General features: G+C 70.0%; 14 protein-coding genes and 1 riboswitch. Of the genes, 7 read left to right on the plus strand and 7 right to left on the minus strand.

The features are described from left to right. Positions 1-34: 34 nt before the first annotated feature. The 4 genes from BJY22_RS40480 to BJY22_RS40495 form a co-directional block, all read right to left on the minus strand. Complete coding sequence (locus BJY22_RS40480) at positions 35-310, minus strand: ubiquitin-like small modifier protein 1 (protein WP_167217546.1); 276 nt, start codon at positions 308-310, stop codon at positions 35-37. After that, a complete protein-coding gene (gene thrC / locus BJY22_RS40485) occupies positions 307-1,572 on the minus strand; it encodes a threonine synthase (RefSeq protein WP_167217548.1) in 1,266 nt (421 codons plus the stop codon). The genes BJY22_RS40480 and thrC overlap by 4 nt, the downstream gene beginning before the upstream one ends. A 13-nt stretch (positions 1,573-1,585) precedes the next feature. Next, positions 1,586-1,728, minus strand: a riboswitch (SAM riboswitch). 77 nt (positions 1,729-1,805) lie between these two features. After that, on the minus strand, positions 1,806-3,032 hold the full coding sequence (locus BJY22_RS40490) for a cation:proton antiporter (RefSeq protein ID WP_167217550.1): 1,227 nt from the start codon (positions 3,030-3,032) through the stop codon (positions 1,806-1,808). Positions 3,033-3,054: 22 nt separating this feature from the next. Then, positions 3,055-4,002, minus strand: coding sequence for a DNA-3-methyladenine glycosylase family protein (locus BJY22_RS40495; RefSeq protein WP_238350595.1), 948 nt, complete (start codon positions 4,000-4,002; stop codon positions 3,055-3,057). Positions 4,003-4,049: 47 nt separating this feature from the next. On the opposite strand from BJY22_RS40495, the gene BJY22_RS40500 reads away from it, so the two are divergent. After that, complete coding sequence (locus BJY22_RS40500; RefSeq protein ID WP_167217554.1) at positions 4,050-4,517, plus strand: hypothetical protein; 468 nt, start codon at positions 4,050-4,052, stop codon at positions 4,515-4,517. Here BJY22_RS40500 and otsB read toward each other — a convergent pair. From otsB to BJY22_RS40515, 3 genes are read right to left on the minus strand one after another with little or no spacing between them, the layout of a single operon-like run. Continuing rightward, positions 4,483-5,319, minus strand: a complete 837-nt coding sequence (gene otsB, locus BJY22_RS40505; RefSeq protein WP_167217556.1) for a trehalose-phosphatase — start codon at positions 5,317-5,319, stop codon at positions 4,483-4,485. The genes BJY22_RS40500 and otsB overlap by 35 nt on opposite strands. A 7-nt stretch (positions 5,320-5,326) precedes the next feature. Continuing rightward, on the minus strand, positions 5,327-5,998 hold the full coding sequence (locus BJY22_RS40510; protein WP_167217558.1) for a LytR C-terminal domain-containing protein: 672 nt from the start codon (positions 5,996-5,998) through the stop codon (positions 5,327-5,329). A gap of 3 nt (positions 5,999-6,001) precedes the next feature. Then, on the minus strand, positions 6,002-6,310 hold the full coding sequence (locus BJY22_RS40515) for a DUF3263 domain-containing protein (protein WP_130443900.1): 309 nt from the start codon (positions 6,308-6,310) through the stop codon (positions 6,002-6,004). Positions 6,311-6,378: 68 nt separating this feature from the next. On the opposite strand from BJY22_RS40515, the gene BJY22_RS40520 reads away from it, so the two are divergent. The 6 genes from BJY22_RS40520 to BJY22_RS40545 all read left to right on the plus strand — a co-directional run bounded on the left by BJY22_RS40520 (position 6,379) and on the right by BJY22_RS40545 (position 13,626). Further along, positions 6,379-7,863, plus strand: coding sequence for an amidase (locus tag BJY22_RS40520; protein WP_167217560.1), 1,485 nt, complete (start codon positions 6,379-6,381; stop codon positions 7,861-7,863). Continuing rightward, entirely contained in the window at positions 7,854-8,855 is a 1,002-nt protein-coding gene (locus tag BJY22_RS40525; protein ID WP_167217562.1) for a Gfo/Idh/MocA family oxidoreductase, read from the plus strand. Before BJY22_RS40520 ends, BJY22_RS40525 begins: the two co-directional genes overlap by 10 nt. Positions 8,856-8,863: 8 nt before the next feature. Then, positions 8,864-10,261 (plus strand): alpha,alpha-trehalose-phosphate synthase (UDP-forming), encoded by a 1,398-nt coding sequence (locus tag BJY22_RS40530; RefSeq protein ID WP_167219296.1) that lies wholly within the window; start codon positions 8,864-8,866, stop codon positions 10,259-10,261. Beyond that, positions 10,248-11,669 (plus strand): FGGY family carbohydrate kinase, encoded by a 1,422-nt coding sequence (locus BJY22_RS40535; protein WP_167217564.1) that lies wholly within the window; start codon positions 10,248-10,250, stop codon positions 11,667-11,669. The genes BJY22_RS40530 and BJY22_RS40535 overlap by 14 nt, the downstream gene beginning before the upstream one ends. A 75-nt stretch (positions 11,670-11,744) precedes the next feature. Then, positions 11,745-13,046: a sensor histidine kinase gene (locus tag BJY22_RS40540; protein ID WP_167217566.1), complete on the plus strand. Its 1,302-nt coding sequence runs from the start codon at positions 11,745-11,747 to the stop codon at positions 13,044-13,046. Continuing rightward, on the plus strand, positions 12,949-13,626 hold the full coding sequence (locus tag BJY22_RS40545; RefSeq protein ID WP_167217568.1) for a response regulator transcription factor: 678 nt from the start codon (positions 12,949-12,951) through the stop codon (positions 13,624-13,626). The genes BJY22_RS40540 and BJY22_RS40545 overlap by 98 nt, the downstream gene beginning before the upstream one ends. The last annotated feature ends 36 nt before the right edge of the window (positions 13,627-13,662 follow it).

Below are 13,662 nucleotides of genomic sequence, written 5' to 3' on the forward strand. Positions count from 1 at the left end.
TTCCGGACGCTCGGCGACCGGAACCGCGCAGCGATCAGCCGCCGGCGACCGCGGGGATGATCGAGACCTGGCCGCCGTCCTTGACGACGGTCTGGAGACCCTCGGCGAACCGTACGTCGTCGTCGTCGACGTACACGTTCACGAACCGGCGCAGCTCGCCGGACTCGTCCAGCACGCGGCCCTTGATCCCGGGGTACGACGCGTCGAGCGAGTCGAGCACCTCGGTCAGGGTGCTGCCCTCCGCGGACACCTCGGAGACGCCCTGGGTGTAGGGCCGCAGGATGGTCGGGACGCGAACGCTCACACTCACTGCAGTCCTGCCTTCACGAAGGCGTCGTACGACGCGGGGATGGTCACCTTGGGGCCGACCCGGTCGGCCACGGCGTCGAGCGTCTTCAGCCCGTCGCCGGAGTTGATGATCACCGTCTCGGCCTCGGGGTCGAGCTGCCCGGTGGCGATCAGCTTCTTCAGCGTCGCGACCGTCACCCCGCCCGCGGTCTCGGCGAAGATGCCCTCGGTCCGGGCCAGCAACTGGATGCCCTCGACGACCTCGTCGTCGCTGACGTCCTCGATCGCACCGCCGGTACGGCGGGCCACGTCCAGCACGTACGGCCCGTCGGCCGGGTTCCCGATCGCCAGCGACTTCGCGATCGTGTCCGGGCGGACCGGCTTGACCACGTCGTGGCCGTCGCGGAACGCCTGCGCCACGGGCGAGCAGCCGGTCGCCTGCGCGCCGTACACCTTGTAGTCGGTGGCGTCCACCAGGCCGAGCTTGCCGAGCTCGGTGAAGCCCTTGTCGATCTTGGTCAGCTGCGAGCCGGACGCGACCGGGATCACGATCTGCTGCGGCAGCCGCCAGCCGAGCTGCTCGGCGATCTCGAAGGCGAGCGTCTTGGAGCCTTCGGAGTAGTACGGGCGGACGTTCACGTTCACGAACGCCCAGCCTTCCTCCTCACCGGCGATCTCGGAGGCCAGCTTGTTCACGTCGTCGTAGTTGCCGTCGACGGCGACCAGCGTCCCGCCGTACACGGCGGTGGTGATGATCTTGGGGCGCTCGAGGTCCTTCGGGATGAAGACGACCGAGCGGATGCCGGCCCGGGCCGCGGCCGCGGCGACCGCGTTGGCCAGGTTGCCGGTGGAGGGGCAGGCGAAGACCTTCATGCCCAGCTCGCGCGTCGCACTCAGTGCGGAGGCCACCACCCGGTCCTTGAAGGAGTGGGTCGGGTTGCCGGAGTCGTCCTTCACCCACAGCTTGCGCAGGCCGAGCTCGCGGGCCAGGTTCTGCGCGTCGACGAGCCGGGTGTAGCCGGGCTCGGTGTTCGGGAAGCTCGCCACGTCCACCGGGACGGGCAGCAGCGGCTGGTACCGCCAGATGTTCTTCGGTCCGGCCTCGATCTGCTCGCGGGTGATCGTCGGGTACTCGTACCCGACCTCGAGCGGACCGAAGCACTCCATACAGGCGTAGAACGGGCCCAGCGGCGACTTGGCGCCACAGGCGCGACAGCTGAGGTGCGTACCGTTGCCAAAGGCCCCTTCACGAAGGGTGTGGGTGCCGGCGGCGGTCAGGCTCATGAGTGAGGTTCCCCTCTCATCTTCCCCGGGAGCCGGATCTCGGCGCGGGACGGATTTGGCACCGTTCCGCCGCGAGTCACCCCCGGAATGGGGCCTCGACGGGGAGGGTTGCCGGGACGTCAACGGGCCGTTTCCCTCAGTCCCTCTGGATGAGCTCCCCCGAGATTACCCAATCGGGTCCATATTGTGTCTTGCGTTCCCAGCATCCGAGACAGCCGATCTCAGCACGGATCTCAGCTGCGCCGCTCCAGGAACCGCATCACCGGCGTCGCCGTCACCCCGTGCAGGACCACACTCAGGACCACCGTGAACCCCAGTGTCGCCCACAGCCATGGCAGCTCGTCCTGGAAGTGCGCGCCGGTCGCGGCGAGGTAGTACACCGACGAGACCCCGCGAACGCCGAACGCGGCCGTCGCCCACCGCTCCGACGCGACCAGCTCGGACCGCGCGAGCGAAACCCACGCGATCAGCGGCCGGACCACCACGACCAGCAGTACGCCGATCACGATCCCCGCCGGTGTGAGCGGCTCCAGCAAACCGGCGGTGACGGCGGCGCCGAGCAGGAGCAGGACGCCCCACGTGAGGATGTGCTCCAGCTCACCGATGAAGTCGTGCAGCTCCCCGTGGAACTCGTGGTTGCTCTCCACGGACCGCAGCGTCAGCGCCGCGACGAACACTGCGATGAACCCGTACCCGTGCAGCACCTGCGTGAGCCCGTACACGCCCAGCGTCATCGCCAGCGCAAGCACCGGCTCCCGGGACTCGGACAGCCGCAGGCTCTTCGCGGGAGCCGAGAACGTCATCCGCCCGAGCAACCATCCCGCGACGAAGCCCACGGCAACCCCGATCACCGTCTTTCCGACGATGTCCCACGCGACCCACTCCCAGGGCGAGAAGCTCTTCGTCGCGATGAACACCGCCAGGTAGACCAGCGGCGCCGCCATCCCGTCGTTCAGCCCGGCCTCGGAGGTGAGCGCGAACCGCACCTCGTCGTCCTCGTCGAGCTCGGCGTCCTCTCCGGTCGTCGGCCCAGCGACCTGTACGTCGGACGCGAGCACCGGATCTGTCGGCGCCAGACACGCCGCCAGCAGCAATGCGGTAGCCGGAGCGAGCCCGAGCAGCCAGCCGACACCTGTCAGCGCGGCGACGCCGGCGGGCATCGCGACGAACAGCAACCGCCACGTGACCGCCCAGCTCAGCAGGCTGATCGGCCGGTCGATCGCCAGTCCTACACCCATCAGGGCGACGATCACGGTCAGCTCGGCCAGGTGCTCGGTCAGCTCGGGCTCGGCGAGCGGACTGAGGTGGGTCCGGTCGACCGCGAGCCCGAGGAGCATGCCGGCTCCGAGGAACGCGATCGGCGCAGACACGGCGTACCTGGCCAGCAGTCGCGGCAGGACGGCGCCGAGGAGCAAAGCCAGGCCAGCTACCAGATAGAGCCCGTCGCCATTGATGATCATTGCCAACGACAAGTGCCCAGAGCTACCTCAGACGATGCGTGGCCCCCGGGGTGTGGGTCGGCAACGCCTTGCGGGGACCGAAGCGCGGATGCCCGATACCGGCGAGCTCGATCAGCCGCTGCACGCGGAAGCGGTGCCCACGGTACGGCTCGATCAGCTCGGCGCACCCGTCGTCGTCCAGCTCTTCGCCGATCAGCGCGTACGACACGTTCCGCGACACGTGATAGTCCGCGAACGAGAACGCGTCCGCGTCTCCATGAGCCCGCTGCCGTACTTCGGCCGCCGTCCACACCCCGACTCCCGGCAACGACCGCAGCCGCCGCTCGATCTCGGCCGAATCGCTCAGCGCCAGCGTCCGCTCCAGAGCGTGAGCCCGCGTCGCCGCGGTCACCACGACCCGCGACCGCCGTCCTTCGACCCCCGCCCGCAGCCACTGCCACGACGGGATCAACCGCCACTCCTCCGGCGCCGGCGGGACCATCATCACCCGGCCGCCCTGCTGGTTCGGCCCCGGCGCGGGCTCGCCGTACTCACGCAGCAGCAGCCGCCACGCCCGGAACGCCTCCTTGCCGGTCACCACCTGCTCGATCCCGGCCGCCGCCATCGCCTCGAACACGGCCCGTGTCCGCGGCACCCGGACATGCGGGAACCGCCGCGCCGCGTCCACCAGCACCCGGTGCTCGGGCAACGGCTCGAACCCGTCCCAGCTGTCCCGGTCCCCCAGCAACTCCGGCACCCCGTCGAGCGCCCACTCCGCCCCCGGTCCCCAGGCCTCCGCCTCGACGAACCCGGCGTACGGCGTCAACCGCAGCAGCACCGCCCCCTCCGGAGTCCGCGTCGCCCGCCACACGGTCCGCCGCACCGGATCGAACACGTACGCCGGATCACCGGGCCCCTTGCGCAACCCACCGATCACCGACTGCGGATCCACCACCCGCCCAGGACGCCAGACCCGCACCACCGAACTCACCCGCCAAGTCTTACCCACCCCACCGACAGAACCTCATACTGGCTCCCATGACCGGCTGGCAGTGGGTGAAGTTGGTGGGGAACTTTCTCAATCTGTCCAGCGTGGCCGGCGTTCTCGTCGGGACGCTCGGGCGGGCCCGGTTGAGTCGGGGGCCGCGCGGGTTGTTCTTCGCGACCGGGTACCGGCTCGGCTTCCCGGTCGCGGGCGCGTTCACGATCGGGAACGTCGTACTCAGCAAGCACGAGCGCTCGTACTTCGACGACGCGGCTCTGCTCCGGCACGAGGAGCGGCACTCGTGGCAGTACTTCTGCCTGTTCGGTCTGCCGATGCTCCCGCTGTACGGCGTCGGCGTGGTGATCTCGTTCCTGCTCACCGGCGACCCGGCGTCGCGGAACCCGTTCGAGCGGCTCGCGAACCTGCAGGACGGCGGGTACGTCGAACATCCCGTGCAGCCGCTCGGCAAGACCGTAACGCAGGCGTTCAGCGTGCTGAGATCGCGTCCGAAAGGGCCGTGAGGACCGTCACCACGCCGCTCGGGTCGTCGACGACGATGTCCGCGGCGTCGATCAGCTCGGTCGCGTTCGAGGACCGCGTCGCCAGCAGTACGGCGCGCAGCAGCCCGGCGTCACGCTGCTCCTGGATCGCCCGGAACGCGGCCAGATCGCCCAGGTCGTCACCGGCGTACAGGATCGCCCGGGCGCCGGTCGACGCGATCAGGCGGCGCAGCGCGACACCCTTGTCGATTCCCGGCGGACGCAACTCGAGTACGAGGTTGCCCGGCTCCAGCCGCAGCTCGGTCTCGTCCGCCAGCGCGGTCAGCGGACCCCGCAGCAGCTCGAGCGCCCCGACCGGGTCGTCCAACCGCCGGGTGTGCACGGCCAGCGAACTGTCCTTGTCCTCCACGAACGCATCCGGTACGCCGACCTCGCGCAGCAGCCCCGGAAGCCGGTCCCGGGCCGTCGTCACACCCGGGGGAACCGGATCGCTGGTCACCTTGCCGGTCGACGCCTCCCAGCGCTCCAGCCCGTAGTGCCCGAGCACGACCAGCCGCTCCAGGCCGGCGTGAGCGGTCACGCCGGAGAGCTCCGTCACGACCAGCGCGGGACGGCCGGTGACGATCGCGACCTGGTTCACCGACCGGGCGAGCCGGGCCAGCGCGTCCAGGGCTCCCTCGACCGGACGGGACCGTGCCGGGTCCTCGACCAGCGGCGACAGGACCCCGTCGAAGTCGGTGGAGACGACCGCGGTGGCCGGGTCGGCGACGATCGCCTCCCAGCCTTCGCGGCCGATGTCGGTCTGGATGACCGGAGTACTCATCCGGCCGTCATCCGGCGTAGTCCGAGGTGAGGATCACCGTCAGGCGGTCCTTCTTCATGTTGTCGAGCGCGCCCTTGGTGCGGCCGATGCCGAGGTCACGGGCGAGCTGGTTGGCGGCGTCGAGCATCCCCGGCGGGTAGTACACGGTGCTCTCGGCGATCTTGCCGCGCCAGTTGTCCGGGGAGCCTGCCACCGTCCAGCCGGCCTGCCGTGCCCGGCCCGCCACCGAGTCAGCGAGGCCCTTGCGTGAGGTGTTGTTGTAGACCTCGATCGCCGGGCGCTGCTCCGCGGGAATCGTCACCGGCTGCGTGGACCGGGGCGGCTGTGTCGGCTGTGTCGGCTGGGTGGGCTGGGTGGTCTGGTTCGGCTCGGTCGACGGCGGCTTGGTGCTCGGGGCGGTCGACGGCTCCTCCGACGGCTCCTCCGAGGGAGACGGCGCGGTCGGTTCGCCGGACGGCTTCGGCACGCTGGCGCCGACCGTCGACGGTCCGGTGGAGGACTTCCCGGTCGGCTTCGGCGTACTCACACCGGCAGGCTTCTCGTCGGCCTTGCTGTCGTCACGGGTCCCGAACAGCACCAGCAGCCCGGCGACGATCGCGACGACGGCCGTCACGGCGACGAGGGACGACAGCACCTGTCCCTGGTCACCCCTGGTCCGGCGCGCCCTGAGGCGGGACATGACTCAGACCTCGATGCCCAGACGGCGTGCGGAACGGGCGCGCTGGCGGGCGGCACGGAGGCGGCGCAGGCGCTTGACCAGCAGCGGGTCGTGCGCGAGGGCCTCGGGCCGGTCGATGAGCGCGTTCAGGACCTGGTAGTACCGGGTCGCCGACATCTGGAACTGGTCGCGGATCGCCTGCTCCTTGGCACCGGCGTACTTCCACCAGTGCCGCTCGAAGGCGAGGATCTGGCCGTCCCGTTCGGAGAGTCCGGCAACGGCCGGCGGCGCAGCTTCGGCGGGGCCGGAAGAGCTGGCGTTGGCGCTGTCCATCTGCTGCTGACTCCTGTGCGGTCGGTGATCGTCCGTCCGCCAGCCACTCTACGTGCTGAACAACAGCGATGTCATTCACCGCCAGGACGACACGAAGCGTGTCGCTGACAAGACAACCTGACGTCACCAACTCTGGCAGGATCGTTCAAGTGACCTCAACTCTCTCCAGCACAGCGCTGGTGGAGGAGCTGCAGGGGCGGATTCGTGAGGTTGACCCGCTCGTCAACGCCATCTGCACGCCCAACCCCGCCGCCCTCACCGAAGCCGCCCGCCTCGACACCGAGCGTGACGAAGGGCGGGTGCGAGGCCCGCTGCACGGCGTACCGGTGCTGGTCAAGGACAACATCGACACCGCCGACCTGCCGACCACGGCCGGTTCGCTGGCGCTGGCCGACCAGCCACCGCCGCCGGAGGACTCCGCGGTGGTACGGCGGCTGCGCGCGGCCGGCTGCGTGATCCTGGGCAAGACGAACCTGAGCGAGTGGGCGAACTTCCGCGGCTCCGCGTCCTCGTCCGGCTGGAGCGCGTACGGCGGTCTCACGCGCAATCCCTACGCCCTGAACCGCTCGCCCGGCGGCTCCTCGTCCGGCTCCGGCGCCGCGGTCGCCGCCGGGTTGGCGGAGTACGCGATCGGCACCGAGACCAACGGCTCGATCGTCTGTCCCGCCGCTCTGAACGGCGTGGTCGGCCTGAAACCCACCGTCGGCCTCGTCCCGCAGCAGGGCATCGTCCCGATCTCCCACTCGCAGGACACCGCCGGACCGATGACCAGGACGGTCAAGCAGGCTGCAGCGCTCCTCACGGTGATGACAGGCAGCCAGACGGACTACACCGAGCACTGTCTCGGCGCGGACCTCAGCAACGTGCGGATCGGCGTACCGCGAGGGCCTCTGTGGGGCTACTCCAAGGGCCTCGACCAGGTCACCGAGCGGTCGCTGGAGCTGCTCAGCCAGTGCGGGGCCACGCTGGTCGACCACTTGTCGTTGCCGACACCAGGTGGTGACGAGGACCAGCTACAGGTGCTGTCACACGAGCTGAAGGTCGACCTGGCGGCGTACCTCGCGACCCGCGCGCCCGGCGGTCCACGGACGATCGACGACCTGATCGCCTTCAACAAGAAGCATGCAGACCAGGAGCTGCAGTGGTTCGGGCAGGAGTTGTTCGAACGCGCCGCAGCCACACAGGGTCTCGACTCCCCCATGTACGTCGCTGCACGCCTCACCGCGCTCCGCGCCGGCCGGGACGGTATCGACAACCTGCTCCGCGACAACCAGCTCGACGCACTCGTGTGTCCGTCGTACTCGCCCGCCTGGACCATCGACCTGGTGAACGGCGACCACGTGCTCGGCAGCTCCTCGTCCCACGCCGCCCTGGCCGGGTATCCGTTGATCTCCGTCCCGACCGGTTTGGTCTCCGGCCTGCCGGTCGGTCTCACGATCAGCGGTACGGCGCGGAGTGAGGTCACGCTCATTCGCTTGGCTCACGCCTTGGAAACCGCGAGAATCGCAGCGGACGGACCGTTCCCGACCCCGGAGTTCACACAGTGGGTATAGATCGCGTCAGGTGGGGAATCGTTGCGACTGGCAACATTTCTACCCAGTTCACGCACGATCTCGGCCTGCTCGCGGACGACGCCGTCGCCACCGCGGTCGCCTCCCGGTCGCAGCAGAGCGCGGACCGGTTCGCCGCGACCTTCGGCATCCCGCACGCGTACGACGACTACCGCCGGCTGATCGATTCCGGCGAGGTCGACGTGATCTACATCGGTACGCCGCATCCGCAGCACTACGCGGTCGCGCGGGCGGCGTTGCAGGCCGGTATCGCCGTGCTGTGCGAGAAGCCCGTCACGCTGACCGCGAAGCAGGCCCGGGACCTGATCGCGGTCGCCCGCGAGCACGACACGCTGTTCGCCGAGGCGATGTGGATGCGCACCAACCCGGTGATCCAGGCGCTGTTCGAGGACCTGCACAGCGGCGTGATCGGCGAACCGCAACAAGTGGTCGCGGACTTCGCGTTCCACAAACTTTCATTGCCGGTTCGCCTGCTCGACCCGGCGCTCGGGGGAGGCTCGCTGATGGACGGCGGGATCTACCCGATGACGTTCGCCCACATGGCGCTCGGCCGTCCCGCGGAGGTGAAGGCGGTCGGTTCGCTCAACGACGACGGCGTCGACCTGAACGTCGCGATGGCCTGGCGGCACGACTCCGGCGCGGTCGCCGCGCTGACCTGCGGCCTGCGCTCGCAGAACCCGTGGGTCGCGTCGATCAGCGGACCGGACGGCAACCTGCAGGTGCCGCACCGTTTCCACCACCCCGAGTACTACCTGCGCACGACCGCTTCCGGAGCGGAGCGCATCGACGTACCGACGCATGGGCGTGGGTACCACTATGAAGCGGCAGCCGTGATGCGTGCACTGCGCCAGGGACTGATCGAGGTTCCGGCTCTCCCCCACGCCGGCACGCTCGAGATCCTCGAACTGCTCGACGAGACCCGGAGCCAGATCGGGGTGCACTACCCCGGTGACGACGACGACCTGAGTGGATGACGCTGAAGATGCCGAACGGTAGGAGTTCCTTCGTAGTGGTGGCCAACCGGCTGCCGGTCGACCGGATCGAGATGCCCGACGGCAGTACGGCGTGGCGCCGAAGTCCGGGTGGCCTGGTCACGGCCCTGGCGCCGGTGATGCAGGGCCACCACGGCGCCTGGATCGGCTGGACCGGCAGCCCCGACGAGAAGCTGGACCCGTTCGACGACAACGGCATGCACCTGGTCCCGGTGATGCTGTCCGCCGAGGACGTCCGGCTGTACTACGAGGGTTTCTCGAACGCGACACTCTGGCCGCTGTACCACGACGTGATCGTGGCGCCGGAGTTCCATCGTGAGTGGTGGGAGTCGTACGTCGCGGTGAACCGGCGGTTCGCGGAGGCCGCCGCCGACGCCGCCGACGACAACGCCGACGTCTGGGTGCACGACTACCAGCTGCAACTCGTCCCGGCGATGCTCCGCCGGCTGCGTCCCGACGTACGGATCGGCTTCTTCCTGCACATCCCGTTCCCGCCGACCGAGCTGTTCGCGCAGATGCCGTGGCGCCGGCAGATCCTGGACGGGCTGATGGGCGCGGACCTGGTCGGTTTCCAGCGGCCCGGTGCGGCGTCGAACTTCGCCCGGCTGGCCCGCAACCGGATGGGCCTGCGGACCCGCGGCGACCGCATCCACCTGCCCGACGACCGGATCGTGCGCGCGAAGGCGTTCCCGATCTCGATCGACGTCGACGAGCTGGAGAAACTCGCCCGCCAGCCCGAGACGACCGCCCGCGCGGCCGAGATGCGGGAGGAGGTCGGCAACCCGTCGCACATCCTGCTCGGTGTCGACCGGCTCGACTACACCAAGGGCATCCGGCAGCGGCTGCGCGCGTTCGGCGAGCTCCTGGACGAGAAGCGGATCTCGGTCGACGACGCGGTGTTCATCCAGGTCGCGACACCGTCCCGGGAACGCGTCGAGCAGTACCGGGTGCTGCGCGACGAGATCGAGCTGCTGGTCGGCCGGATCAACGGCGAGCACGGCCGGATCGGTACTCCGGCGATCAACTACCTGCACACGTCGTACTCCCGGACCGAGATGGCGGCGCTGTTCCGGGCCGCGGACGTCGCGGTCGTGACGCCGCTGCGCGATGGTATGAATCTGGTGGCCAAGGAGTACGTGTCGACGCGGTACGACGACACCGGGGCGCTCGTGCTGAGCGAGTTCGCCGGGGCGGCGGACGAGTTCCGGCAGGCGTTCCTGGTGAACCCGCACGACATCAACGGGATGAAGGACACGATCGTCGACGCGATGAACACCGACGACCGGCAGCTCGGCCGGCGGATGAAGGCGATGCGCAAGCACCTCGCGGCGCACGACGTGAACCTGTGGGCCCAGACCTTCCTGAAGGCACTGCATGACGAAGACTGACGGGCGGGTCCTGGCCCTCGATCTGGGGACCTCGTCCGCCCGCGCACTGGTGCTGTCCGCGACCGACGCCTCGCCGATACCCGGCGCGCTGGCACGGCACAAGATCTCCCCGGCGTACGGGAACGACGGCTCCGCGACGCTCGACCTGCACGAGTACGCCGAAGGCCTGCTCGGCTGCCTGGACGAGCTCCAGCAGAACGGTCACCTGGACGGCATCGGCGCGATCGTGCTGTCCTCGCAGTGGCACTCGATCGTTGCTCTCGACAACAACGGCGCCGCGCGGACGCCGGTGATCACCTGGGCCGACACGCGCGCGGTCGACCTCGACCTCGGGACGTCGTTCGACGAGCACGCGTTCCACGCCCGCACCGGCGCCTGGCTGCACCGCCTGTACTGGACCCGCCGGATCCCCTGGCTGCTGTCCACATCCCCGGCCGAGCAGTTCGCCGGTCTGCCCGATCTGGTGCTGGAGCGGCTGACCGGCGAACGCGTCACGTCGGTGTCGGTCGCCTCCGGGACCGGCACGCTCGACCTCGCGACGGGTTCGTACGACGAGGAGGCCCTGGAGATCGCGGGCGTGACCGCCGATCGGCTGCCCCCGATCGTGCCGACGGGCTGGACGGGCACGCTGTCCACGGAGTACGCACGCCGCTGGCCCGGTCTGGTCGGCGTACCCGTGCATCCCCCGACCGGTGACGGCGCCGCGTCGAACGTCGGCACCGGCGGGTACGACGCGGGGACGGCAGCGGTGACCGTCGGTACGTCGGCCGCGGTCCGGGTCGTGCACCCGATCGAGGACGCGCCGGAGCTGCCGTGGGAGCTGTGGCGGTACCGGGTCGACGACAAGCGCGCGGTGACCGGTATGGCGTTCTCCGCCGCCGGGAACCTGCACGCCTGGCTGACCGGCGTACTGCGGCTCGAGTCCGACGAACCGGCCGGTGTCGAGATCGGCGCGTCGAAGGCGGTCGCGATCCCGTTCATGGCCGGCACCCGGCCGCCCGCGGTCGTGCCCAGTGGCTCGGGTGTGTACTTCGGCCTCTCGTTCGACGACGACCCGGCCGACCTGCTCGCCGCCGCCCTCCAAGGGGCCTCGCTGGAGATCGACCGCGGCCTGCGCCTCCTCGACTCGCTCTTCGACCGGCAGCTCGACGTGGTCCTCGGCGGAGGCGGCATCGACGCCTCGCAGTGGTGGCGCCGCTGCCTGACCGCGACGTTCGCCCGCCCGACCACTGTCTGCGCGGAACCCGAGGTCGGCGCCCGCGGCGCGGCCGCCGTCGCACTGGGCCTGTCCCCGGATCCCGGCGGTGCGCACCTGACCCCGGTCGCGGACGAGGTCGCGCGCGTCGCCGACCTCCGCCGGCGCTACGAGGCCCTGCGCGAGCTCGCCGTCCAGGCGTCGACGATCTGATACCGCGTCCGCGGTACGGCGGCAATACAGCCGGAGGACGACGCGGTCCGAGGGCCGGACACGTACTGTGAAGGAATGGAACGGCTCATCCGGTTCTGCCGTGCCCTCGCGCGGCATCCGCTGGCGCTGGACCTTGCTCTTGCCCTCGTCATCCTGTTGATCAACCTGCTGGTGCCGGGCGGGCGGCACATCGGTGAGCGGATCGAGCTGAACGCGACCGTCGTCGTCCTGGCTGTCGTGGGTGCCGTCGCGATCACCTTCCGGCGGCGGGCGCCGATCACGGTGCTGGTGATCACCACCGGTGTCGCGGCCGCGTTCGTGATCGCCGAGCAGGCCAAGAGCCCGATCGTGATCTACCTGGGCGTCGCGGTCTTCACCGTCGTCCTGTCGAAGGACCGGCTGACCCGCTGTGTCGCGGTGATCGCCACGGCGCTGGTCACACTGGTCGCCGAGGTCTTCTTCGTCGGCGGGGACGTCCTCGACAACCTCGGTCTGGTCTTCTTCGTGCTGTTCTCGGGCGCGATCGGCGAGGCCGTGCGGAACCGGCGCGCGTACCTGCGGGAGCTCGAAGAGCGGGCGCTGCGGGCCGAGCGGTCGCGGGACGAAGAGGCACAGCGGCGGGTGATCGAGGAGCGGTTGCGGATCGCGCACGAGCTGCACGACGTCATCGCCCACCACATCGCGTTGATGAACGTGCAGTCCGGGGTCGCGGCACATGTGCTCCGGACACAGCCCGACGAGGCGGAGCATGCGCTGGCGCTGGTCCGGTCGGGCGGGCGCACTGTGCTGCAGGAACTGACCGTTCTTCTCGGCGTACTGCGCCGCTCCGGCTCACCCCTGCCCACCGCGCCGGCACCGTCGCTGAACGAGTTGGGCGCCCTCATTCACTCGTTCTCAGCAGCAGGCGTCGAGGTCGACTGGACACCTCCGTCGGCGCTGGGCGACCTCCCGGACGTCATCGAGCTCACGGCGTACCGCATCGTCCAGGAGTCCCTCACCAACGTCCTCAAACACGCCCCCACTGCCTCGGCCCGCGTCCGCATCACCCGCGCCCCGGGCAGCCTGACCATCGCCGTCACGGACACCGGCCCCAGCAGGCTTCGCCCCAACGAGTCCAGGCCCGCTGCGACGCCCGCCATCACCCACCTGGGTGCCGGTCACGGCTTGATCGGCATGCGCGAACGGGTCACCGCCGTGGGCGGCGAACTCGTCACCGGCCCGGAGCCGTCGGGCGGGTGGGCCGTACGTGCTGTGCTTCCTCTGGAGACGGGAGTTGACGTTGACGATCCGGGTATTGCTGGCCGACGACCAGACGCTGATCCGCAGCGGGTTCCGGGTGCTGGTGAGCTCAGCTCCCGATCTGGAGGTCGTCGCTGAGGCGTCGAACGGGCGGGACGCGGTCGAGCTGGCCCGGTCCGAGCGGGCCGACGTGGTGCTGATGGACATCCGGATGCCCGAGGTCGACGGCCTCGCGGCGACCCGGATGATCACCGCCGACGAGGCGCTCGCGGGCGTGAAGGTGCTGATCCTGACCACGTTCGAGGTGGACGAATACGTCTTCGAGGCGATCCGCGCCGGCGCCAGCGGATTCCTCGGCAAGAGCGTCGAGCCGGCCGAGCTGATCGACGCGATCCGCGTGGTCGCCCGTGGCGACGCCCTGCTGTCCCCGAAGGCCGTCCGCGGCCTGATGAACCGCTTCCTCGCCGAACCCACCCCGGGACACCCGATCGGGCCCACGGTCCTCGACGTCCTCACCGACCGCGAACGGGAGATCGTCGGCCTGGTCGCCCTCGGTCTGTCCAACGACGAGATCGCCGAACGCCTCGTCCTGTCCCCGTCGACGGCGAAGACCCATGTCAACCGCGCGATGGTGAAACTCGACTGCCGCGACCGCGCGCAGCTCGTCGTTCTCGCGTACCAGACCGGCCTCGTGCGTCCCGGCGTACCGCAGACGTAGTAGCCGGTACGGCGCCCGCGGTACGCCGCGAAGCCC

The organism is Kribbella shirazensis (assembly GCF_011761605.1).
GTDB lineage: Bacteria > Actinomycetota > Actinomycetes > Propionibacteriales > Kribbellaceae > Kribbella > Kribbella shirazensis.

Excerpts from the sequence above, each read along its gene's own strand:
- otsB (WP_167217556.1), bottom strand. The coding sequence starts at position 5,319 with ATGAGTACTCCGGTCATCCAGACCGACATCGGCCGCGAAGGCTGGGAG.
- BJY22_RS40490 (WP_167217550.1), bottom strand. The coding sequence starts at position 3,032 with ATGATCATCAATGGCGACGGGCTCTATCTGGTAGCTGGCCTGGCTTTG.
- BJY22_RS40520 (WP_167217560.1), top strand. The coding sequence starts at position 6,379 with ATGTCATTCACCGCCAGGACGACACGAAGCGTGTCGCTGACAAGACAA.
- BJY22_RS40500 (WP_167217554.1), top strand. The coding sequence starts at position 4,050 with ATGACCGGCTGGCAGTGGGTGAAGTTGGTGGGGAACTTTCTCAATCTG.
- BJY22_RS40530 (WP_167219296.1), top strand. The coding sequence starts at position 8,864 with ATGCCGAACGGTAGGAGTTCCTTCGTAGTGGTGGCCAACCGGCTGCCG.
- thrC (WP_167217548.1), bottom strand. The coding sequence starts at position 1,572 with ATGAGCCTGACCGCCGCCGGCACCCACACCCTTCGTGAAGGGGCCTTT.
- BJY22_RS40510 (WP_167217558.1), bottom strand. The coding sequence starts at position 5,998 with ATGTCCCGCCTCAGGGCGCGCCGGACCAGGGGTGACCAGGGACAGGTG.
- BJY22_RS40515 (WP_130443900.1), bottom strand. The coding sequence starts at position 6,310 with ATGGACAGCGCCAACGCCAGCTCTTCCGGCCCCGCCGAAGCTGCGCCG.
- BJY22_RS40535 (WP_167217564.1), top strand. The coding sequence starts at position 10,248 with ATGACGAAGACTGACGGGCGGGTCCTGGCCCTCGATCTGGGGACCTCG.
- BJY22_RS40540 (WP_167217566.1), top strand. The coding sequence starts at position 11,745 with ATGGAACGGCTCATCCGGTTCTGCCGTGCCCTCGCGCGGCATCCGCTG.